This window comes from Pseudomonas salomonii, assembly GCF_900107155.1.
Classification (GTDB): domain Bacteria; phylum Pseudomonadota; class Gammaproteobacteria; order Pseudomonadales; family Pseudomonadaceae; genus Aquipseudomonas; species Aquipseudomonas salomonii.
This window is the reverse complement of sequence record NZ_FNOX01000003.1, coordinates 1-20,835: the sequence shown is the minus strand read 5'-3', so window position 1 is coordinate 20,835 and position 20,835 is coordinate 1. Positions and strand designations below refer to the sequence as shown.

General features: G+C 61.0%; 19 protein-coding genes. 10 read left to right on the top strand and 9 right to left on the bottom strand.

Annotated elements, in window-relative coordinates; all coding sequences use genetic code 11:
• The first annotated feature begins 12 nt into the window (after positions 1–12).
• From BLV67_RS07290 to BLV67_RS07280, 3 genes are all read left to right on the top strand, one after another.
• On the top strand, positions 13–1,674 hold the full coding sequence (locus BLV67_RS07290; protein ID WP_069788765.1) for an NAD(P)H dependent flavin oxidoreductase family protein: 1,662 nt from the start codon (positions 13–15) through the stop codon (positions 1,672–1,674).
• Between the two features lie 126 nt (positions 1,675–1,800).
• Positions 1,801–2,055: a hypothetical protein gene (locus tag BLV67_RS07285; RefSeq protein ID WP_065931700.1), complete on the top strand. Its 255-nt coding sequence runs from the start codon at positions 1,801–1,803 to the stop codon at positions 2,053–2,055.
• Positions 2,056–2,075: 20 nt separating this feature from the next.
• Positions 2,076–2,624: a hypothetical protein gene (locus BLV67_RS07280; RefSeq protein WP_069788766.1), complete on the top strand. Its 549-nt coding sequence runs from the start codon at positions 2,076–2,078 to the stop codon at positions 2,622–2,624.
• Between the two features lie 72 nt (positions 2,625–2,696).
• Here the strand turns inward: BLV67_RS07280 and BLV67_RS07275 are convergent, their stop codons facing one another.
• From BLV67_RS07275 to BLV67_RS07250, 6 genes are all read right to left on the bottom strand, one after another.
• A complete protein-coding gene (locus tag BLV67_RS07275; RefSeq protein WP_069788767.1) occupies positions 2,697–4,436 on the bottom strand; it encodes a dipeptidase in 1,740 nt (579 codons plus the stop codon).
• Between the two features lie 182 nt (positions 4,437–4,618).
• Positions 4,619–5,836, bottom strand: coding sequence for a phospholipase D-like domain-containing protein (locus BLV67_RS07270; protein WP_065931703.1), 1,218 nt, complete (start codon positions 5,834–5,836; stop codon positions 4,619–4,621).
• Between the two features lie 55 nt (positions 5,837–5,891).
• The gene (locus tag BLV67_RS07265; protein ID WP_069788768.1) at positions 5,892–6,539 is read right to left on the bottom strand and encodes a MotA/TolQ/ExbB proton channel family protein; all 648 of its coding nucleotides are present in this window, start codon (positions 6,537–6,539) and stop codon (positions 5,892–5,894) included.
• Between the two features lie 25 nt (positions 6,540–6,564).
• Positions 6,565–8,850: a TonB-dependent receptor gene (locus tag BLV67_RS07260; protein WP_069788769.1), complete on the bottom strand. Its 2,286-nt coding sequence runs from the start codon at positions 8,848–8,850 to the stop codon at positions 6,565–6,567.
• A gap of 23 nt (positions 8,851–8,873) precedes the next feature.
• The gene (locus tag BLV67_RS07255; RefSeq protein ID WP_069788770.1) at positions 8,874–9,608 is read right to left on the bottom strand and encodes an energy transducer TonB family protein; all 735 of its coding nucleotides are present in this window, start codon (positions 9,606–9,608) and stop codon (positions 8,874–8,876) included.
• A gap of 2 nt (positions 9,609–9,610) precedes the next feature.
• Positions 9,611–10,018, bottom strand: a complete 408-nt coding sequence (locus tag BLV67_RS07250) for an ExbD/TolR family protein (RefSeq protein WP_056859640.1) — start codon at positions 10,016–10,018, stop codon at positions 9,611–9,613.
• A gap of 190 nt (positions 10,019–10,208) precedes the next feature.
• Between BLV67_RS07250 and BLV67_RS07245 the strand changes: the two genes are divergently transcribed.
• Positions 10,209–10,763, top strand: a complete 555-nt coding sequence (locus tag BLV67_RS07245) for a GNAT family N-acetyltransferase (protein ID WP_069788771.1) — start codon at positions 10,209–10,211, stop codon at positions 10,761–10,763.
• Positions 10,760–12,334, top strand: a complete 1,575-nt coding sequence (locus BLV67_RS07240; RefSeq protein WP_069788772.1) for an alkaline phosphatase D family protein — start codon at positions 10,760–10,762, stop codon at positions 12,332–12,334. Before BLV67_RS07245 ends, BLV67_RS07240 begins: the two co-directional genes overlap by 4 nt.
• 155 nt (positions 12,335–12,489) lie before the next feature.
• Here the strand turns inward: BLV67_RS07240 and BLV67_RS07235 are convergent, their stop codons facing one another.
• Positions 12,490–13,116: an alanyl-tRNA editing protein gene (locus tag BLV67_RS07235; RefSeq protein WP_069788776.1), complete on the bottom strand. Its 627-nt coding sequence runs from the start codon at positions 13,114–13,116 to the stop codon at positions 12,490–12,492.
• A gap of 89 nt (positions 13,117–13,205) precedes the next feature.
• Between BLV67_RS07235 and BLV67_RS07230 the strand changes: the two genes are divergently transcribed.
• Positions 13,206–14,138, top strand: a complete 933-nt coding sequence (locus BLV67_RS07230; RefSeq protein ID WP_069788773.1) for a LysR family transcriptional regulator — start codon at positions 13,206–13,208, stop codon at positions 14,136–14,138.
• 57 nt (positions 14,139–14,195) lie between these two features.
• On the opposite strand, the gene BLV67_RS07225 is transcribed toward BLV67_RS07230, so the two are convergent.
• Positions 14,196–14,603: a PA2817 family protein gene (locus BLV67_RS07225; protein ID WP_065931709.1), complete on the bottom strand. Its 408-nt coding sequence runs from the start codon at positions 14,601–14,603 to the stop codon at positions 14,196–14,198.
• 75 nt (positions 14,604–14,678) lie between these two features.
• Positions 14,679–17,126: an acyl-CoA dehydrogenase gene (locus tag BLV67_RS07220; RefSeq protein ID WP_069788774.1), complete on the bottom strand. Its 2,448-nt coding sequence runs from the start codon at positions 17,124–17,126 to the stop codon at positions 14,679–14,681.
• Between the two features lie 178 nt (positions 17,127–17,304).
• Here BLV67_RS07220 and BLV67_RS07215 point away from each other — a divergent pair, with 178 nt between their 5' ends.
• The 4 genes from BLV67_RS07215 (at position 17,305) to BLV67_RS07200 (ending at position 20,493) form a co-directional block, all read left to right on the top strand.
• A complete protein-coding gene (locus BLV67_RS07215; RefSeq protein WP_069788775.1) occupies positions 17,305–17,976 on the top strand; it encodes a transglutaminase-like domain-containing protein in 672 nt (223 codons plus the stop codon).
• Positions 17,977–18,032: 56 nt separating this feature from the next.
• On the top strand, positions 18,033–18,650 hold the full coding sequence (locus BLV67_RS07210) for a glutathione S-transferase family protein (protein ID WP_065931712.1): 618 nt from the start codon (positions 18,033–18,035) through the stop codon (positions 18,648–18,650).
• 134 nt (positions 18,651–18,784) lie between these two features.
• Positions 18,785–19,717 carry an ABC transporter ATP-binding protein gene (locus tag BLV67_RS07205; RefSeq protein WP_056859647.1) on the top strand — a complete coding sequence of 311 codons (933 nt, stop codon included), beginning with the start codon at positions 18,785–18,787 and terminating at the stop codon, positions 19,715–19,717.
• The gene (locus BLV67_RS07200; RefSeq protein WP_058420148.1) at positions 19,714–20,493 is read left to right on the top strand and encodes an ABC transporter permease; all 780 of its coding nucleotides are present in this window, start codon (positions 19,714–19,716) and stop codon (positions 20,491–20,493) included. The genes BLV67_RS07205 and BLV67_RS07200 overlap by 4 nt, the downstream gene beginning before the upstream one ends.
• Positions 20,494–20,835 lie beyond the last annotated feature (342 nt).

Here is a 20,835-nt window from a genome sequence, read left to right as displayed (position 1 = left end):
TCCGAGGTCTTTATGAACACACGCCATGTAATCGAACTCTCTCCCTTGGGGAAAACCTTTGAAGCCGGTGACGAGCTGCTGCTGGACGCCATGCTCGCCAGCGGTTTGTCGGTGCCGTTTTCGTGCCGACGCGGTGCCTGTGGGTCGTGCAAGGTGGTGGTCACCCAAGGTGAATACCGCGCCAGGCAACTGGCCCCAGGCGCACCCGCGCCCAGCTACCCGTTGGCGGCCAATGAAATGCTGCTGTGCCAGAGCCATGCCTGCGCCGACATGCGCCTGGAAATTCCCGGCTGGTCGCTGGACACGCCCGCGCTGGTCGTCGAAGCCACGGTGCTGAGCAAGCGCGCATTGAGCGCCGACATCATCGAGTTGGTGCTGATGCCGGATATGCCGTTGGCCGTGAGGGCGGGCCAGTACCTCAAGGTCCGCCTGGTCGATGGCGATTCGCGGTGCTTCTCGATCGCCAACCTGCCGGCCGAAGGCGATGGGCGCCTGGTGTTTCAGATTCGCCGGGTGAGCGGTGGGCTGTTTTCCGAGACCCTGCTGGGCAGCCTGGAGGCCGGCGATCTGTTGCAACTGGAAGGGCCTTTTGGTGCCTGCACCTGGCAGGACGATGACGCGGCGCCGGTCGTGCTGTTCGCCACCGGCACCGGCTACGCGGGTATCAAGCCGATCCTGCTGACCGCCTTGAAGCGGGATGTGGACGTGACGTTTTACTGGGGCGGCGCGCAGGCAACGGATTTTTACGACCGTGCATTCCTCGACCAGGCGGTACTCGACCACCCGCGTTTTCACTGGCACCCGGTATTGGCTTCCCAGGGCAAGGTGCAGGAAGTCGCGCTCAGCCACGGGCACCGCTGGGAAGCGGCGCAGGTGTATGCCTGCGGCAACGGCGGCATGATCAGCCAGACGCGTGCCGAGTGCCTGGAAGCGGGTTTGCCCAGCCATCGTTTTATCGCCGAAGCCTTTGTGCCCAGTGGCCGATCGAGCGCCGACACGCTGCTCAAGACTCTGGATGACACCTGGGAAAAAGTCGGCCCGAGGTATTCGCTGGACGGCATGCTCGCCGCCCGTGAAAAAACCATCCGCGCCCTGGCGGCGATTGCCAGCCACCTTAAAGTCGGCATGACCACCGGAGCAGCCCTCGACATGGCCTCCGAACAATTGCAGGCCATGGGTGCCTCCCACACCTGGCACCCGACGTACATCCGGTTTGGCGACGACACGGTTCGCCCGCCGAGAGAAGGCATTGACCCCCTGCGCACGCTGCGTGCCAGCGATATCGTGGTGGTCGACCTCGGCCCGGTGTGGGACGGCTACGAAGGTGACTACGGCGATACTTTCATTTTTGGCGAGGCGCCGCTGCATCGCGATTGCTTCAAGGCTGTGCATGAAGTCTTCGATGAAACCCGCGAGGCCTGGAAACGTGGCATGACTGGCTGTGAGCTTTATGACTTTGCCGAGGCGCGGGCCGTTTCCAAGGGCTGGCGGCTGTCCCGTAACCTGGCAGGCCACCGTATTGCGGATTTCCCCCACGCGTTGTTCGGCAACCAGGAATTGGCCGCGCTTGAGATCACGCCAAGTGAAATGGTGTGGGTGCTGGAGATCCAGCTCTGCCACCCCAGCGAGCCGGTGGGCGGGTTCTTTGAAGATATCCTGATGCTTGAAGCTTGAAGGGCTGAGGCACTCCAGGTGTTATGCAGGAGGTTTCCCGAGTTTCCCTGAACTATATGGGCGCAGTCGGCTCATACAGCCATTGCCAATCAAGGCAATTATTTCTATGCGATAGGGACATCACCTGTGAAATATGCAATCTGCGCCACCTTGCTGCTCTCACTGAGCGGCTGCCTGACCATGTCGGGTGAATACACCGTAACGGCTCAGGACGCCTCCGGCGCACCGTTAACCAAGCTCGGCACCTTCACCGCCGAGGGCCATAACATTTACCCCATACGCAATGCGTTCTGCCTCAATGCGCCGGGGGCGACGGTCATCATTCGCGATGCCCGGACCGGCGAGGAACTGCGCAGCGAAAGCCCTTATCACTGCCGTTAAGCCTCAAAAAAAGGATTTCCATGCGAGTGTTTCTGGTAGCAGGCCTGGCCCTGGCCGTGAGTGGCTGCGGCAATATTTCCAATATCCGTGCTTACAATACGGCCTATGTTGAACCCACCTCAGGGGATACCGCACGCTTGCGTGTGATCACCAATGGCATGGCGCGCGGCGTGCCGGGCCGTGACTGCATCGACTGGCGTGTGCCTGGCGCCGGGGTGATGGCCGTGTCCGAATCCGGCTTTGCGGGGCAGAATAATGGTCGCAGCCTGGGCATGCCCGAGAGCAACCGCCGGGTGGAGGCGCAAGGCTCGGCGCGTAGCGAACTGAAGGTGCCGGCGAACACGCCTTTTGCCATGAACTTCCAGAGTGAGGGCTATGTTTCCGGTGGCAATTCCTATAGCTGCAGGCAAAGCTTTCACTTCACCCCCACGGCCGGGCAAGATTACGAACTGATCCTGCTGGACGGTGGCCAGTGCCTGATTGCTTTGCAGCGCCTGAACCCGACGGGGAAACCGGAGAATGTGGCGGTGCAGAAGGCCAAGCTGTGCAATGCGATGGATATGTTTTAGGCCGCAAGCAAGACCTGGTTAACCACAACGCCGATCACGATTGATCGGCGTTGTGGTTTATCCCTTCGCCTGTCAGAGCTTCGGCAGTTGCCCCACACGGCCGATCATTTCCGTGACGATCTGCAGGTCCAGCAGGAACTGCTCGACGGTCTTGAATTCACCGTCGGTGTGCCCGGTGTACTTCACGCCCGGCTTCGCCAGGCCGAATTGCACGCCATTGGGCAGCTCATGCACGGAGGTCGCACCGGCTGAGGCGCCGAATTTGTGCTCCATGCCGAGGTTTTCGCTGGCCACGGCCAACAGCGCTTTGACCCACTCACCTTCCGGGTTGCGGTACATCGGCTCGGCTACCGAGTAGGTGACGCTCATGGCCACCTGGGTGCGCTTGTCCCAGGCGCTGATTTTCTCTTCGATCTCTGCCTTGAGTTTTTCCGGCGACTTGCCCTTGGGAATGCGCAGGTTCACTGCCAGTTTGAAGGCTTTATCGTCTTGGCCGACAAAGGTCAGCGAAGTGGTCAGCGGCCCCATGAACGCATCGGAGAAGCCCACGCCCAGCTTGCCGCCCAGGTAATCCAGGCCCCAGTTGTCGGCGGCGTACTGCGCAGCGTCGGTGATGTGGTTGTGCCTGAGGGCGATCTTGCCGTCGACGCTGTGGATCAGCTCCAGCATGCGTGCGACCGGGTTGACGCCGGTTTCCGGCTTGGACGAGTGCGCGGATACACCGGTGACCGTCAGCTTGACCTCTGTGCCCACCACCTTGGCCGCCACTGTGAAGTCGCCACCGTGCTGCCTGGCATATTCATCACCGGCTTGTTGCAGGCTGGCCGCCAGCTCGGCGGGTTTATCACCGACTAAAGTAGCCACTGACACGGAAGGAATCTGATTGGTGGCCGCGCCGCCGGTCATCGAGATGATTTGTGCACCTTTGCCGTCACCTTTGCGCAACGGGAAGCTTGCCATGACGGTGCCGTAGCCTTTCTCGGCAATCACCACCGGGTAGCCGCCATCGAGCGCCAGGTTGTATTGCGGCGTAGGGTTACGCTCGAAGTAGTACGGGATGGCGTCCCCGGACGTTTCCTCGGTGGTGTCCACCAGCAGCTTGAAGTTGCGCGCCAGTGGCAGTTTTTCTTCCTTGATGACCTTCATCGCATACATCGTTACTACGATGCCGTTCTTGTCATCCTCGGTGCCACGGCCGTACATGCGGTCGCCGATCAGCGTGATTTTGAACGGGTCAAGTCGGGTGCCGTCCTTGAGTACCCAGTTTTCCGGGGTCACCGGCACCACGTCGGCGTGGGCGTGAATGCCGACGATTTCATCGCCGCTGCCTTGCAGGGAGATTTCGTACACGCGGTTGTCGACGTTACGGAAGTTCAGGTTGAAGGCTTTGGCCAGGCCCTGGATCTTGTCGGCGATCTTGAGGAATTCGGGGTTCTTGTACTGCGGCAGGCCGTCGATGTTGAAAGTTGGGATCTCGACCAGCTCGCGCAGGGTTTCCAGGGCGGCCTTGCCGTACTTCACGCGGGTGTAAATCCCCAGCAGGCGGTTGATTTCGTTCTGTTGGTCGGCGCTCAGGGGTTTGTTGGCGAGGAAGGCTGTAATGGCCGGGCCGACGTCGTCGGTTTTTGCCAGGTCGCTCTTGGCCAGTGTGGCTAGGAAACCACGGAAATCGGCGGCCGGGGTTTCGCCAAAGTGCTTGATGATGGCTGTGCTTTGTTCGACGCTGATAGTGGCGGACACAGGCGTGGCGACGGCCACGAAGCTGGCGGCGAACAGGGTGGCAGCCAGCCGTTTCTTGAGTGGAAAGTGCATGGTTAGAAGCATTCCTTTGCAGGCGGTGAGTAAGAGGTTTCTGATCGATCTGTCAGAAACATTTCCACACACTACCATCACCAAGGCCGGGGTAGGGAGCCTCGGCCAGGGAAATATCCTACTCAAGTATCAGGGTTGCCCAAGCTCCCACACACAGGGGATTACAGTGAAGTAACGGGCGCTCAAGGCTTGTCCGGATGCGGCTCCGGATACGCTGCCATCACGTCCAAAGCCTTGGCATACGGCCCATCCCACAACTGCTCGTGCAGCTCGCCAATGCGCTTGGCCATCGCCGCGTCATGCATCACCACCTCCAAATTGCGCGAGTTATCCAGATACCCGCCCAGCCAATTGCTGGTGCCTACCCAGGCCACTTGCCCGTCGATCTCCAGGGTCTTGCTGTGGATCACCCGCGCATAGGGAATAAACCCTTGTTTGGCGGCAGGCAGGGTGACGATCTTGACCTCGACGTTGGGCAGCACGGCCAGGCTTTTGAGGTAGGGCAGTTCCAGCTTGTCGGTGTTCCAGTTGGACACCATCAGCTTGACCGACACCCCACGCGCAGCGGCAGCGCGCACGGCGTTGTCGATCACTGCGTAGTAGGGGCGGGTTTTGTCCGGCCCGTAGGACAGCGGTGCATAGTCGAGCAATTGCACGCGCACTTCTTTCTTGGCTTCGCTCAGCAGGCGCGGCAGTTCCAGTTGTGAGTCGCCCACGCCGGGCGGGTTGTAGCGTTGCGGGCTGGCCACCAGATAGTTACCGGTGCGCGCAGGTGCCTGGCCCGCAGCGGGCAGTGGCACCGGTTGCTTATCCGCCAAGGCTGCCTGGGCTTGCCAGTCCTGGTTGAAGATGGCCTGCACCTGGCTGACTACCGTGGCATCGCTGATGCGCAAGCCGGTCTCGTGGATATGCTCCAGCGAGCGCCAATCGAAATTCTGACTGCCGACAAACGCCTGCTTGCCGTCCACCACCATGTATTTGGCGTGGATGATCCCGCCGCTCAACTGCCCATAGGCCAGCACGCGAAAGGTCAGGTTGGGAATCGCCCGCAAGCGTTCCAGGGTAGACGCCTGCGACAGCCGAATGCCTTTCTCCTCCAGCAGAAAGCGAATCTTCACACCCCGTTTGCCGGCAGCTTCCAGATGCTCGATCACCTTGTCCATCACCGAACCAGGGTGGTCGGCGGCGTAGAACTGGCCGATATCAATGCTGCTTTTGGCGCCATCAAACAACTCGATCCACACCGGCCCCGGCTGGCGCAGGTCGGCAGTGCCCAGCGCGGTGTCCACCGGCACGGTGTGTACCAGTTCAAACCCTGGAATTGAAAAGTCCGCCTGGGCTAGCGGACTCAACAGAAGGCCGGTCAGGCCGGCGATACGCAACTTCATCGAGAGGGACATAAGCGTCTCATCGGGCAAAAAGAAAGGCGGGCGCATCACGCGCCCGCCCTGAAGGTCATGCCGTGCGGGTGTGCAACGGCGTCGGCACCAGGTGCGGCACTTCACCCTGAACACGGGCGCCGGTCGCCGCGCGGATCAGCAGGATTTTCAGCTGGTCGTTGATGCGCTCCAGGCTGTCCTGGAAAAAGTTGTGAAACACCACGCAGAACAGCGCAATGGCGATACCCAGGCCGGTGGCAAACAAGGCCGTGCCGATACCACCGGAGATCTGGCCCGGGTCGGACACGCCGGCACTGGCCAGCGCCTTGAAGGTGTCGATGATGCCGAGGATGGTGCCCAGCAGGCCCAGCAATGGCGCGGCGGTGGTGATGGTCTCGATGATCCACAGGCTGCGCGACAGCGGCGCGCGGGTCTTGAGGTACTGGGTTTCGATTTCATCGTCCAGGTCCTTGCGCGAGCCGTTGGAGGCCTTCTGCGCCAGGATCGGCAGCACCATGTTCAGCGGCAGGCTGTCGCGGCGGGTGAGGCTTTGCGGCAGGTCGCGCTCGCTGTGTACGTTGGCGCCCAGCACGTCGGTCAAGGCGCGGGCCTGGCGGCGCACGTAGGCGAAGTAGATGCCCCGTTCGATGGTGATGAAGATCGCGATCGCCATCGCGGCGTACATCACATAAAAGGTGATCTGGTGCAGCAGGTCCATGTCCATGAGTGTGTTCCTCTCAGGTGATTAATCAGAAATTCGCTTCCAGGGAAACCGTGACGGTACGGTCCAGGCCGACGATGTAAGCCGGGTCGCCATCGCGGAAACCGCTGTAGCTCGCCGCGTTGGTCTTGGTGGTGTACACGCCGTCCAGGTACTTCTTGTCAAACAGGTTGTCGACGTTCAGGCGCAGGGTGGCGTCCTTGACCACTTTCTTGTCCACGGGCAGGTAGATACCGGCGCCGAGGTTGAAAATGGTGCGTGCCGAGATGGCCTCGTCGTTGGTCAGGTCGCCGTAGAGCTTGCTGGTGAACTTGCCGCCGAAGGTGCCGTAGAAACGCCCGTCGTCGTAGCCGATGTTGGCTGCCAGCATGTTGGCCGGTACGTTGGCGAACTGCTTGCCGCTGGTGGGCAATACGATCGGTTTGCCGGCGCTGAAGACGGTCAGGTCATCCTGCTGCTTGGAGCTGGTGTAGGTGTAGGAGGTGTAGTAGTTGAAGTTGTGCGGCAGCTTGCCGCTCCACTCCAGTTCCAGGCCTTTGTTGATCACGGTGCCGGCGTTGATGTCGGCCGAATCGCCGTTGCTGTCCAGGGACGTGAGCTGGCGGTTCTTGAACTGCATGTAGAACAGGGTCGCGGCGAGGGTCATGTCTTCGCCGGTGTAGCGCCAGCCCAATTCCTGGTTCCAGCTCAGTTCCGGCTTGGAGTCCAGCGAGCCCACGCCTTTGTCGTACAGCACGTAGTTCTGCGGGATACGCATGTTGCGCGAGAGGCTGTAGAACAACTGGTCACGCTCGTCGAGCTGGTATTTCAGACCGGCGTTGGGCAGCAGCTTGTTGTAGGTCTGGTTGGCCTTGCCCGGTTGCTCGGTGAGGCTGCCGTGGTTGGTGCCCTCACGCTCGACATTCATGTAGGCAAGGCCGGCGATCAGGGTCCAGTCCGAGTTGATGTACCAGGTGTCCTGCGCCCAGACTTTTTGCGCCGGGGTCACGGTGTAGCGGTCGCGACCCTGTACGGTGTTGCCGTTGGCGTCGACCACGGAGCTGGCGTCCGGCCAGGTGTCGCTGGGCTTGCCGCTGTTTTTGAGGGCAATGAACGGTTGGGTCTGGCTTTGGCGGGCGCGTTCGTACCAGTAGCCGAATTGCAGGCTGTGGTCGCCCAAGTCCCAGTTCAGCTTGGTGGTGATGCCCGGACGCCAGGTCTGGGTGCGCGAAGGGCGGTAGTAGACGCCCGTCGTCGCGGAGCCGTCGGCGTTGTATTGGGCCTGCGTCGGCAGGTTGCCAAGGTCGAACACGCCGCCTTTGTTGGAGCCGCTGTTGAGTGCATAGGCGGAGGAGCCCACGCCACTGCCGTTGCCGTAGTAGTAATACGGGATCACCGAGAGCGACAGATTATCGCTCAGCTTGTACTGAGTGTTGAGCACGGCGGTGAAGGTCTGGAACGGGTTTTGTGCCAGGTCGTAATAGCTGCTGATCTTGCCGTTGGAGCCCAGCGCCGGCTTGGCCGGGTAGGGGTCATACTTGCGGCCGAACTGCTGGAACTGCGCCTTGGTCAGTTGGCTGTAACTGTTGTTGTCCTGCTCGTGGTACTTGAGGATCAGGTTGGCGGTGTTGCCGTTGCCGGCGTCGAAAAAGCTGTTCCACTCCACCTTGTCCGCACGCACCGCGCCCGAGCCGCGCCACATCTGGCCCTCGGTGTGGGACGCCGACAGCCAGTTGGAGAGGCCGTTGACTTCACCGGTGTTCAGGCGCGCGAAGGTCTTGCGGGTGGCGTTGCTGCCCACCACTTGTTTGACGAACGCACCGGTTTCCTTGGTGGGGCGAATGGTCACGATACCGATGTTGCCGCCGCTGGAACCGATGTGCGGGCCGTCGGCTTCCGACGAGCCCTGGGTGACGAAGATCTGGTCGATGTTTTCCGGATCGCCCAATAAGTTGGAATACAGCGCGTAGTTGCCGGAGTCGTTGATCGGCATGCCATCCACCGACATACCGACCTGGTCGGAGTTCATGCCGCGCATGGTGAAGCGAAAGCCCGACAGACCGGTGTTGTCCTCACTGGAGATGTTCAGGCCCGGCGTGTACTTGAGCTTGTCGATGGCGTTGCCGGTGGCGGTTTGCTTGTCCAGCGCCTCCTTGGTAATGGTCGAGCGGCCCTTGGCGCTCTCTTCCTGGACCATGTAACCGCCCCCCGCGGTCGCCTTGCCGCCTTGAACTCCGATGGTGCCGACGTCACTGTCGCTGGTAGCTGCCATGACCACTGCGTGGGTCATGCTCGTCGCGGCAACAAGTGCCAGATGAATACGTGTGAACCTCATCACTGTCGTCCTGGTGTCGGTGCTTATTGCACGCTGTAGTTGAAGGTGGCGGTGAAGCGTTGTTCGTTACGTCCACCGAAGGCTTGTTCGGGGAACGGCTTGACTTGCTTGATGCGGCGCAGGCTATTGGTGGCGGCCCGATTGAGCAGCATGCTCGGCGCCGGGGTCTGGATCCCGGCATCAAGGACACGGCCTTGTCGATCCACCATCAACCACACCACCACCTCGCCACTGGGGCGTTCGAGGGACGCCTGGCGCCCGGTGGGGTATTGCTTGTACGTGTCCAGCTCGTTGCGCAGCCCCTTGAGGTAACCGCCTTCCAGTGCCTGGCCATCCACTTTGGGTGGTGCCGGTGGCGCTGGCGGCGCAGGTGTCGGCGCAACGGCGGCCTGCACCGGCTTGGCCGCGACGGGTGCGACTGGCGCAGGCGTGGGCGTCGGTTTGGCGGCCACCACGGGCTTGGGTTTGGGCACCGGCTTGGGCTTGGGTTCAGGTTTTGGCAAGGGCTTGGGCGGTGGCGGCGGCGGGGCGGGTTCGGCCTCTTCGTCCTCGATCACCGGCGGTGGCGGCTCTTGCTCGACCACAGGCTCGGGCACCACTTCAGGTTCGGGCTCGACCAGCGCCAGCTCGACCGCCGACTCGTCGTACTGCGGCTGGATTTTCAACGGTTGCGACTGGATACCCAGTGCAATCAGCACCAGGGCGATCAGGGCCGGGACACTGCCCAGCAGCTGACGCGCACGAAACAGTACATACATGATCAAGACTTACGCGTGGCAATGGACACGGAGGTAAAGCCACCCAGGCGCAGGGTGTCCATGACTTCCACCAGGCGCGAAACCTCCACACCTTTGTCGCTGTTGACGATGATGGTCGACTTGGTATCAGGCTTTTCTGCGGCCTTCAGCGTCGGCACCAGAGCGTCGACCGTGAGGTCCTTGCCGTCGAGTTGCAGCTGGCCTTGCAGGCCCAGGGTCAGAATGAATTTATTCTGCGGTTTGAGTTGTTGCGAGCTGCTGGCGCTGGGCAATTGGGTCTTCATGCCGAGTGCCGGGATCACGTTCAAACTCACCAGTACGAAAAACACCAGGAGGAACATCATCACGTCGATCATGGGGATCAACTCGATGTGTGCCTTGCGTTTCTTGGGTTCATCCCAGGTTCTCATTCTGTTACCCCGTCGTTGAATTAGGGGCGACACGCTAACAACCAAAAATGACCGAATGGTTAACTTTAATTGACGTTTTAAAGGCTCTAGGACGCGTCTTTCAGAGTTTTTACCGGGCCCTTTCATGACGTAATGCAATTGACACGAAGGCAGTACATTCTTGGAAAATTTACCTGAAGAGCTGCCGCGTATGCCCACTACATTGCCTCAATTGTCGACCCCGCGACTCCTATTGCGGGCGCTGGAAATGGACCAGGCCGAGGTACTTTTCATGCTCGCCAACGGGCCGAAGATTGCTGACAACACGGCCAACATTCCGTCGCCCTATACCTTGGAAACTGCGCAGGGTTTTATTGCCGCGGCCGCCGACAACTATCGGGCGGGCGAGTTGTTGAACCTGGGAATGCATGTGCGTGAAACCGCTGAGTTGGTTGGCATAGTCAGCCTGCGCCTTAACGCGCGTCATCACGCAGGGCATTTGGGCGGCTGGGTCGCGGCGCATGCGCGTAACCTGGGGTATGCCGCTGAGGCGGCGAGCGCGATGATGGGCTTTGGCTTCACCGAGCTTGGGCTGCAGCGGGTAGGCAGCCAATGCTTTGGCCGCAACCAGGAATCGGCGCGAGTCATGCAGAAAATCGGCCTGCGCTATGAAGGTTGCCTGCGTCGGGCGTTTCTCAAAAATGGCGTGTACGAAGACCTGCTGGGCTTTGCCACCGTGCGTGAGGACTGGGAGCGCGCGTTGTGAGTGACGCAGTGGACCACGGCAGGCGGCGAGTCCTGACCGGGCTGGCGGTCGCTACCGCGTTTTCAATCCTCAGCCCGTTTGCGTGCAGTGCCGGGGTGGATTACCCATTCACCCTCGGCGTGGCCTCGGGCGACCCGCTGCCGGATGGTTTTGTGATCTGGACGCGCCTGGCGCCGTTGTTCAATGCAGCCGATGGCAGCGGTGGGCTGAAGCGCGCGGTGCCGGTGCGCTGGCGGGTGGCCAGTGATGCGGCGATGACGCGCATCGTGAAGCAGGGCGAAGTCTTGGCGACTGAGCGGTTCGCCCATTCGGTGCATGTTGAAGTGGCCGGGCTTGCGGCGGGCCGACCGTATTGGTACCAGTTCGAAGGCCTCGGCGCGCAGAGCCCGGTGGGCCAGGCACGTACCACGCCACCCTTGCAGGCGATGGCCTCGGCTCGGCTGGGATTTGTTTCCTGCTCGCATTGGGAGCGTGGATACTTCAGTGCCTATCGTCATTTAGCTGCAGAGCAGCCCGACCTGGTGTTTTTCCTCGGCGATTATATTTACGACAGCTCTTACGCAGCCGACTCGGGAAAAGTCATTCGGTGCCATGGCAGCGGCAACGCCAAGAGCTTGAGCGACTACCGCAATCGCTACGCGCTGTACAAAACCGATCCGGACCTGCAAGCCCTGCACGCGGCCGCGCCCAGCGTGGCGACCTGGGATGACCACGAAGTGCAGAATGACTACGCCAACCGCTGGTCCCAGGACCCGAAGATTCCCGTAGCGCAATTTCTCCAGCAGCGGGCGGCGGCCTACCAGGCGTATTACGAGCACATGCCGCTGCGCGCCAGCAGCGTGCCGAAGGGGCCGGACATGCGTATTTACCGGCGCCTGGACTACGGCCGCCTGGCGCGTTTTCATGTGCTGGATGGGCGCCAGTATCGCTCCGAACAACCCTGCATCCAGGTCAACGGCAGCCATCAGGGGCATATCGCCGCCAACACCTGCAGCGACCTGCGCGACCTCGGTCGCACCATGCTCGGCTGGCAGCAGGAGGCCTGGCTGGACCAGGGCTTTGCCCAGTCGCAGGCGCAGTGGAATGTGATCGCCCAGGACTTGCTGGTAGCGCCCTTGATCCAGCGCGACCTGACCAGCCACAAGGTCGGCCATTGGACCGATGGCTGGGACGGCTACATGGCCAACCGTTCACGGATGCTGGCGTCCATCGAGCGTCACAAGCTCAGCAACCCGGTGTTCTGGGGCGGTGATATCCATTCCTTCTGGACCACCGACCTGCATGCCGACGCCAACAACCCGGATTCGCCAGTGATCGCCACTGAGTTTGTCGGCAGTTCGGTGACCTCTGACGGGCCTCCCTTTGAGGCGTTCAGCAAGATCCTGCCGCTTAATCCGCATGTGAAGTTTTTCGACAGTCGCCAGCGTGGGTATGTGTCAGTAGAGCTTGCGGCTCAGAAGATGCTGACGAACTTTCGGGTGATAACTGACCCGCGCGATCCCAGCGCCACGGTGTCGACCCTCAAGTCGTTTGTGGTGGAGCCGGGGCGGGCGGGGGCGATTGCGGTTTAGCGCACTTGTCGGTTGTAAATACTCAATGTGGCGAGCGCGGGGGGATTTGTGGCGAGCAGGCTGTTGTGGCAAGCCCGCCCGCCACACCAAGCCCGCTCGCCACAACAGCCTGCTCATCACAACAAGCCCGGTGACCACAAAAACCGCGTGGTCTGTCAGTTGATTTCGTAACGCACCGACAGCGCGCCTTTTTTCTCCGACAGGGCCAGGATGGTCACCTGGCCCAGTTCGCTCAACGCTTGCACATGGGTGCCGCCGCAGGCGTAGGCGGGCAGTTCGCCGAAACCCACTTCGCGGGCGCCGTCTTGCAAGGTCATATGGCGCGGGTAATCGGCGGCGATCCATTGGTTGACCTGTTGCTGGATTGCCTCGGCGTCGATGGCCTGGGCCATTTCGCCACGGATAAAGGTGATTTTGCATTCGCCGGGCCAATGGTGGGCTTTGATCGGCATCCAACCGAAGCTTTCCCCCGCATTGCCGATCAGGTGCCCGGCCGAATGCAGGCGCGTGTACAGGGCGCGGCGTTGTGCGTCGACCCGTGCCGTAATCGGACCAGGCTCCAGAGGCTGGTCAACATAATGCACCACTCGGTCGGCTTCCTGGGTGACGCGCAGCACCTGGCTGTCGCCCAGCCAACCGGTATCAAAGGGTTGCCCGCCGCCTTGGGGATGGAAAATAGTCGACTGCAAGGTGACGGCAAACAGGCCTTCGTGCGGCGTGCAGCTCAGCACTTCAACCTCGGCAGTCAGGTGGTCGTGGGTAAAAAACAGGCGCTCGGTCATCATTTACATCCGCATCAGGGTTCTACGGGCAGTATAAATAGTGCGTGGATGGGTGATAATCCGTTCAATTATCAATGGACCTGTGCGTCATGAGCATCAATCTTCCTTTGCCACTGCTGGGTGAAATGGCGATGTTCGTCAAAGTCGTGGAGACCGGCAGTTTCTCCGAAGCGGCGCGCCAATTGAGCGTTTCACCCTCGGCGGTGAGCCGCAGTATCTCGCGCCTCGAACAGGCGCTGGCCACACGCTTGCTGCAACGCACCACGCGTAAATTGCGCTTGAGCGAGGGCGGTGAAGAAGTGTTCAAGCGTTGCCAGGAGATGGTCAATGCGGCGCGTTCGGTGATGGAAATCAGTGGCCAGTTCACCCATGAAGCCGAAGGCCTGGTGCGGGTCAGCGTGCCCAAGGCGGTGGGCCGGTTTGTGGTGCACCCGCATATGCCGGAGTTCTTGCGGCGCTACCCCAAGGTGGATGTGCAGTTGATCCTGGAAGACCGGCATGTGGACTTGATCGACGACAATGTCGACCTCAGCATCCGCATCACCGACAGCCCGCCGCCGGGCTTGGTCGGCCGCCAACTGTTGCCCATCGAGCACTTGCTGTGTGCCACGCCGCAGTACCTGGCCGCGCAGGGTACGCCTGAACATCCCCATGATTTGCTGGAACACAGTTGCATCTACCTGGGGGAAACGCCGGGGGATTCACGCTGGAAGTTTCGTCAGGGCGCCAAGGCGGTGACCGTGGGCGTGCGCGGGCGCTACGCCGCGAACCACACCGGCGTGCGCCTGGATGCGGTGTTGCAGCATGTGGGGATCGGCAGCTTGCCTTACTTCACGGCGCGCCACGCCCTGGAGGCGGGGAACCTGGTGCAGGTGTTGCCCGAGTGGGATTTTATTGCGTCCTACCATGGCGAGGCGTGGTTGCTGCATTCGCCCACGCGGTATCTGCCACCGAAGTTGCGGGTGTTTATTGATTGTCTGGTGGAGTGTATGGCGAAGGAGCCGACATTGCGCCGAAGGTAGGAGTGCGGTTCAACTGTGGGAGCTGGCTCCCACACAAGCCAGCTCCCACATTTAAAATCAGTGCTTGCTCTGATCCTGCGGCATGGCCAGCAGTTGTTTTTCCTGGTTCCAGTCGAACGGCTCGTCGTTCTGTTCGGCTTCGTAGCGACGTTCTTCCAGGGACTGATACAGGTCCAGTTCTTCATCGGGCATGAAGTGCAGGCAGTCACCGCCGAAGAACCACAGCAGGTCGCGGGGCACCAGATGGGCGATTTGCGGGTAACGCAGGATCACCTGGCTCATCAGGTCCTGGCCCAGGTACTGGCTTTCGATCGGGTCGATCGGCAGCAGGGCGCGCAATTCGTCGAAGCGCTCCAGGAACAGGGTATGGCTTTCCTCGGGCACCTGTTCGGCTTCGCCGACGGCAACCAGGATGCTGCGCAAGTGGTCGAGCAAGACGAGATGATCGGCAACGACGTTGGACACGAGATAAGTCCTCTAAAGCAAAAACGGGCGCGAGAGTATATAGCTCACGCGCCCGTTTTTATATGACCGCCTGACTCAGCGGATTTTACCCTCAGCCTGGGTCAGCTCTTCCTTGCTGAAATCATCCACATCGATCACCTTGCGGCGCGCGGCTTCGGCATCGCGCAGGGTTTGCGCTTCGGCCGGTTGCAATACGCCCGCGTGCAGCGCCGCGTCGATGGCATGCTCGCCGGCGGCCGGTTTGACCTGGCCGCTCTTGAGCGCGGTGTGGAGTTTTTTCTGCAAGGGGTGGCTGGCACTCAGCAGGTCGTAGGCATGTTGCAGGGCGCCCACCGGGTCTTCTGCCGATTGCGGGCGATAGCAACCCGCCAGCAACTCTTCCAGGGTCGGGTCGCCTTTGGCACGGCCGATCACCGCAGCCACTTCGGCGTCCAGCGCATCGGACGGCCCGGTGTGGCGACGGCCGAACGGGAACACGATCACCCGCAGCAGGCAACCGAGCACCTTGTTCGGGAAGTTGCTGAGCAGTTCATCCAGGGCACGTTCCGATTCACCGAGGCTTTCTTCCATGGCCCAGGCGAACAGCGGCTCCAGGTGATCCGGCGAGTCCAGGTCGTGATAACGCTTGAGCGCCGCCGAGGCCAGGTACATATGGCTCAGCACATCACCCAGGCGCGCCGACAGGCGTTCGCGGCGTTTCAGCTCGCCGCCCAGCAGCATCATGCTCAAGTCAGCGAGCAGGGCGAATGCGGCGGCCTGACGGTTCAATGCACGGAAATAACCCTGGCTCAAACGGTTGCCCGGGGCTTTCTCGAAGTGCCCGATGCCGAGGTTCAGCACCAAGGTGCTGGCAGCGTTACTGACGGCGAAGCCGATATGTTGCATCAGCAGGCCATCAAATTCCTTGAGCGCCTGGTCATGGTCTTCACGACCGGCCAGGGCCATTTCCTTAAGCACGAACGGGTGGCAGCGGATCGCGCCCTGGCCAAAGATCATCAGGTTGCGCGACAGGATATTCGCGCCTTCCACCGTAATGAAGATCGGCGCGCCTTGCCAGTTGCGGCCCAGGTAATTGTTGGGGCCCATGATGATGCCTTTGCCGCCATGCACATCCATGGCGTGGCTGATGCACTCGCGGCCGCGCTCGGTGAGGTGGTACTTGAGGATCGCCGACAACACCGAGGGTTTTTCGCCCAAGTCGACGGCATTGGCGGTGAGCATGCGTGCGCTGTCCATCAGCCAGGCGTTGCCGCCGATGCGCGCCAGGGCTTCCTGGATACCTTCGAAGGCCGACAGCGGCACGTTGAACTGCTCACGGACTTGAGCGTATTGGCCGGTGACCAAACTGGTGAACTTGGCCGCGCCGGTGCCGACCGCAGGCAGCGAGATCGAACGGCCGACCGACAGGCAGTTCATCAGCATCATCCAGCCCTTGCCGAGCATTTCCTGGCCACCGATAAGGAATTCCAGAGGGATGAACACGTCCTTGCCGGAGTTGGGGCCGTTCATGAACGCGGCGCCCAACGGCAGGTGGCGACGGCCGATTTCGACGCCGGGCGTGTCGGTGGGGATCAGCGCCAGGCTGATGCCCAGGTCTTCTTCCTCACCCAATAAGTGGTCCGGGTCATGGGCCTTGAAGGCCAGGCCGAGCAGGGTCGCGACCGGGCCAAGGGTGATGTAGCGTTTTTCCCAGTTCAGGCGCAGGCCAAGGGTTTCCTTGCCTTCCCATTCACCTTTGCAGATCACGCCGGTGTCGGGCATGGCGCCGGCGTCGGAGCCGGCCAGCGGGCCGGTGAGGGCGAAGCAGGGGATGTCGTCGCCACGGGCCAGGCGCGGCAGGTAGTGGTTGCGTTGTTCGTCGGTGCCGTAATGCAGCAGCAACTCGGCCGGGCCGAGGGAGTTGGGGACCATCACGGTGGAGGCGAGGTCGCCGCTGCGGGTGGCGAGTTTCATCGCGACCTGGGAGTGGGCATACGCCGAGAACCCCTTGCCGCCATACTCCTTGGGGATGATCAGGGCGAAGAAACCGTGGGTCTTGATGTGCTCCCAGGCAGCGGGCGGCAGGTCCATGGCCTGGCCGATTTCCCAGTCGCTGACCATCGCGCAGAGCTCTTCGGTAGGGCCGTCGATAAACGCTTGTTCTTCTTCGGTCAGTTGCACCTTGGGGTAGGCCAGCAACTTGTCCCAGTCGGGGCGACCGCTGAACAGTTCGCCGTCCCACCACACGGTGCCGGCGTCGATGGCGTCGCGCTCGGTCTCGGACATCGGCGGCAGGACTTTCTGGAACCAGCTGAACAGCGGCTTGGTGAAGTATTGGCGGCGCAGGTCGGGCAGCAACAGGGGCACGGCCACGGCGGCGATCAGCACCCAGAGGATGACCAGCAGCCAACCCGGTGCATGGCTCCAGGCCCCCATCGCCAGCAGGTAGACGGCAACCACGCCCAGCGCAGGCAGGGGCGCGGTGCGGCGGTGTGCCAGGTAGGCAATGCCGACCACCAGAACCAGTATCCACAACAACAGCATATTCAATCCTCCGTGAAACCAAGGGCGAAACCACCATGGAGCTTAGTCGGCATCCGAAAAAGCGCGGTAGCGAGGGTGTAACGAGTTGTGCTGGCGCACGCCGACATTTGGCCGAATCGTCGTTATCTCCACGGCAGACCTGTCGTTAGACTCAAGGCTTCCCTTGGAGATAAAGCTCATGGATACGTACCTGAGTCCCAGCCGCTTCATCGATAGTGACCACCTTGCGGTGGTGGAGTTCGCCGAAAAACATCGCGGAACCGGCCCGGATTTAAGTGACCAGGCGGTCAGTCTTTACTACGCCGTGCGTGAGGCGATTCGCTACAACCCGTACACCTTCAGCCGTGACCCGAACACCCTCAGTGCCAGCTTTGCCCTGGCCACCGGCGAGAGCTACTGCGTGCCCAAGGCCACCTTATTGGCCGCCTGCGCTCGCCATTGCGGGATCCCGGCGCGCATCGGCCTGGCGGATGTGCGCAATCATTTGTCGACACCGCGCCTGCTCGCGCTGCTTAAAAGTGATGTGTTCGCCATGCATGGCTATACCGAGTTGTACCTGCACGGTCGCTGGGTCAAGGCCACGCCGGCGTTCAACAGCCAACTGTGCGAGTTGTTCGACGTGCCGCCGCTGGCGTTCGATGGGGTTAACGACAGCGTGTTCCACGCCTTCAACCGCCAGGGGCGGCGCTCGATGGAATACGTGCTGGACCACGGCCAGTTCAGCGATGTGCCCGAAGCGTTTTTCTTCGCGCATATTCAGCAGTGTTACCCGCACCTGTTTGTCGGCGACATGCCGATCTCGCTGAAGGACATGCACAGCGACATGCAGAGCGATTTAAGCCGCGCGTGAACCGGCGTATGCTGCTGCGTTCATCAAGCCATGTTCATCAACGATAAGGCGCGGTCATGCTGAAAATCTGGGGTCGTAAAAATTCATCAAACGTCAGGAAGGCACTGTGGTGCGCCGAGGAGCTCGGCCTGGACTATGAGGCAATTGATGCGGGCGGAGCTTTTGGTGTGGTCGACACCCCGCAATACCGGGCCTTGAACCCCAATGGCCGGGTGCCGATGATCGAAGACGGCGACTTTGTGTTGTGGGAATCCAACACCATCGTGCGTTACCTGTGCGCCAAGAGCGCGTCGGATTTTTACCCTGATGATCTGCAAGCCCGGGCCAGCGCCGAGAAGTGGATGGACTGGACCACGTCCACCCTCGCCGATCCGTTCAAGGCCGTGTTCTGGGGCATCCTGCGCACCCCGGCAGAAAAACAGAACTGGGACAGCATCAACGCCGGGCGCCAAGCCTGCATCGATGCGCTTAACACCGTTGACCAGGCACTCGCCGAGCAACCCTACCTGTCCGGCGAGCATTTCGGCATGGGCGACATCCCCTTGGGTTGCTTTGCCTACGCCTGGTTCGAGATGCCCATCGAGCGCCCGGCAATGCCCCATCTAGAGGCCTGGTACCAGCGCCTTAAAGACCGCCCGGCCTACCGCAAGGCCGTGATGACCGCGTTGACTTAATACTGACTATTAATACAGGTGACTGTACTTGTGCGGCGCGGGCAAGCACCATGCTTGTCATGCGCCGCCGTTGAACTACGTGCGCTGCGCGCTTATCTACTCTTTCTATTCCCTTCTCTGGTGCGTAATCCGATATGAGTTCCGCTCTGTCCATCCGGCAGCTAACCAAAACCTACGGCAACGGTTTCCAGGCCCTGAGTGGTATCGATCTGGACGTTGCCGAAGGTGACTTCTTCGCCTTGCTCGGTCCCAACGGTGCCGGCAAATCCACCACCATCGGCATCCTCTCCACCCTGGTCAACAAAACCAGCGGCTCGGTGAATATCTTTGGCCATGACCTGGACAAATCCCCTGCGGCGCTCAAGCGCTCCATCGGCGTGGTGCCCCAGGAATTCAACTTCAACCAGTTTGAAAAGACCTTCGACATCGTCGTGACCCAGGCGGGCTACTACGGCATCCCGGCGAAAATCGCCAAGGAGCGTGCCGAGCAGTACCTGACTCAGTTGGGCCTGTGGGACAAGCGTGACGTGCCGTCGCGTTCGTTGTCGGGCGGCATGAAGCGCCGCCTGATGATCGCCCGCGCGCTGGTGCATGAGCCGCGTCTGCTGATCCTCGATGAGCCAACGGCCGGTGTGGACATCGAGCTGCGCCGTTCGATGTGGACGTTCCTCACCGAGCTGAACGAGAAGGGCATCACCATCATCCTCACCACCCATTACCTGGAAGAGGCTGAGCAGCTGTGCCGCAACATCGGCATCATCGACCACGGCACCATTGTCGAGAACACCAGCATGCGCAACCTGCTGGGCCAGCTGCATGTGGAAACTTTCCTGCTGGACCTGAAAAACAACCTGTCGGTGGCGCCGCAACTGCTCGGCTACCCAAGCCGTCTGGTCGATGGCCACACCCTGGAAGTGCAGGTGGACAAGGCCATGGGCATCACCGCGTTGTTCACCCAGCTGGCGGCCCAGAGCATCGAAGTGCTGAGCCTGCGTAACAAAACCAATCGCCTTGAGGAGTTGTTTGTGTCCCTGGTGGAGAAAAATCTGGCGAAGGTGGCGGTATGAGTTCCGAACTGCAACCCAACCTCGTCGCGCTGCAGACCATTGTTTACCGCGAAGTGAAGCGCTTTACCCGGATCTGGCCGCAGACCCTGCTGCCGCCGGCGATCACCATGGTTTTGTACTTCGTGATCTTCGGTAACCTGATCGGCCGCCAAATTGGCGACATGGGTGGCTTCACCTACATGGAGTACATTGTGCCGGGCCTGATCATGATGTCGGTGATCACCAACTCCTACGGCAACGTGGTCTCGAGCTTTTTCGGCAGCAAGTTCCAGCGCTCCATCGAAGAACTGATGGTCTCGCCGGTGTCGCCGCACACCATCCTGATCGGCTACACCCTGGGCGGCGTGCTGCGCGGCTTGATGGTGGGTGTGATCGTGACCTTGCTGTCGCTGTTCTTCACCCACCTGCAGGTGCATCACCTGGGGGTCACCATTCTGGTGGTGGTACTGACGGCGACGATCTTCTCGTTGCTGGGGTTTATAAACGCCGTATTTGCACGCAACTTCGATGATATTTCGATCATCCCGACGTTCGTGCTGACGCCGCTGACTTACCTGGGCGGGGTGTTCTACTCCATCACCTTGCTGCCGCCGTTCTGGCAGACCGTGTCGCTGGCCAACCCGGTGTTGCACATGGTTAACGCCTTCCGCTACGGCATTCTGGGCGTGTCGGATATCAAAATCAGCGTGGCGATCACCTTCATGCTGGTGGCGACCGTGGTGCTGTATGTGGGATGCGCGCGGTTGCTGGTGAGTGGGCGCGGGATGCGTACCTAAGCAGCAGTCATACGCGGTCAAAATGTGGGAGGACCCGCCACCTCTTCGATGTAGCGCTGTCGCGCATCAAACTGGTTCATCGTAAGGTTGAAGAACGCGGGCGGGGCAAAGGCCGTAACCAGCACTGGTGTGTCAGCACCCGAGTGGGAGAGTGGCCTGCACGGTATCGGCGTGGAGTCATTGTCGGCACAGCAAGCTGTGACCACGTATAAGAGAGTGAATCCGCTCGCCACCGTGTACCCCGCCCGCGTCATTCAATCCTGCGAGGAATTGTCATGACGCGCAAGAACCAAAAACGTTTTGAGGTCATCCACCCTGACTGCGCTGCCGTTGATGTTGGAG

What these genes read in the sequence shown, in the direction of transcription:
- BLV67_RS07280 (WP_069788766.1), top strand. Translation starts at nt 2,076, where the DNA reads ATGCGAGTGTTTCTGGTAGCAGGCCTGGCCCTGGCCGTGAGTGGCTGC.
- BLV67_RS07205 (WP_056859647.1), top strand. Translation starts at nt 18,785, where the DNA reads ATGAGTTCCGCTCTGTCCATCCGGCAGCTAACCAAAACCTACGGCAAC.
- BLV67_RS07250 (WP_056859640.1), bottom strand. Translation starts at nt 10,018, where the DNA reads ATGAGAACCTGGGATGAACCCAAGAAACGCAAGGCACACATCGAGTTG.
- BLV67_RS07275 (WP_069788767.1), bottom strand. Translation starts at nt 4,436, where the DNA reads ATGCACTTTCCACTCAAGAAACGGCTGGCTGCCACCCTGTTCGCCGCC.
- BLV67_RS07260 (WP_069788769.1), bottom strand. Translation starts at nt 8,850, where the DNA reads ATGAGGTTCACACGTATTCATCTGGCACTTGTTGCCGCGACGAGCATG.
- BLV67_RS07210 (WP_065931712.1), top strand. Translation starts at nt 18,033, where the DNA reads ATGCTGAAAATCTGGGGTCGTAAAAATTCATCAAACGTCAGGAAGGCA.
- BLV67_RS07215 (WP_069788775.1), top strand. Translation starts at nt 17,305, where the DNA reads ATGGATACGTACCTGAGTCCCAGCCGCTTCATCGATAGTGACCACCTT.
- BLV67_RS07245 (WP_069788771.1), top strand. Translation starts at nt 10,209, where the DNA reads ATGCCCACTACATTGCCTCAATTGTCGACCCCGCGACTCCTATTGCGG.
- BLV67_RS07235 (WP_069788776.1), bottom strand. Translation starts at nt 13,116, where the DNA reads ATGACCGAGCGCCTGTTTTTTACCCACGACCACCTGACTGCCGAGGTT.
- BLV67_RS07230 (WP_069788773.1), top strand. Translation starts at nt 13,206, where the DNA reads ATGAGCATCAATCTTCCTTTGCCACTGCTGGGTGAAATGGCGATGTTC.
- BLV67_RS07290 (WP_069788765.1), top strand. Translation starts at nt 13, where the DNA reads ATGAACACACGCCATGTAATCGAACTCTCTCCCTTGGGGAAAACCTTT.
- BLV67_RS07255 (WP_069788770.1), bottom strand. Translation starts at nt 9,608, where the DNA reads ATGTATGTACTGTTTCGTGCGCGTCAGCTGCTGGGCAGTGTCCCGGCC.
- BLV67_RS07200 (WP_058420148.1), top strand. Translation starts at nt 19,714, where the DNA reads ATGAGTTCCGAACTGCAACCCAACCTCGTCGCGCTGCAGACCATTGTT.
- BLV67_RS07220 (WP_069788774.1), bottom strand. Translation starts at nt 17,126, where the DNA reads ATGCTGTTGTTGTGGATACTGGTTCTGGTGGTCGGCATTGCCTACCTG.
- BLV67_RS07265 (WP_069788768.1), bottom strand. Translation starts at nt 6,539, where the DNA reads ATGGACATGGACCTGCTGCACCAGATCACCTTTTATGTGATGTACGCC.
- BLV67_RS07270 (WP_065931703.1), bottom strand. Translation starts at nt 5,836, where the DNA reads ATGTCCCTCTCGATGAAGTTGCGTATCGCCGGCCTGACCGGCCTTCTG.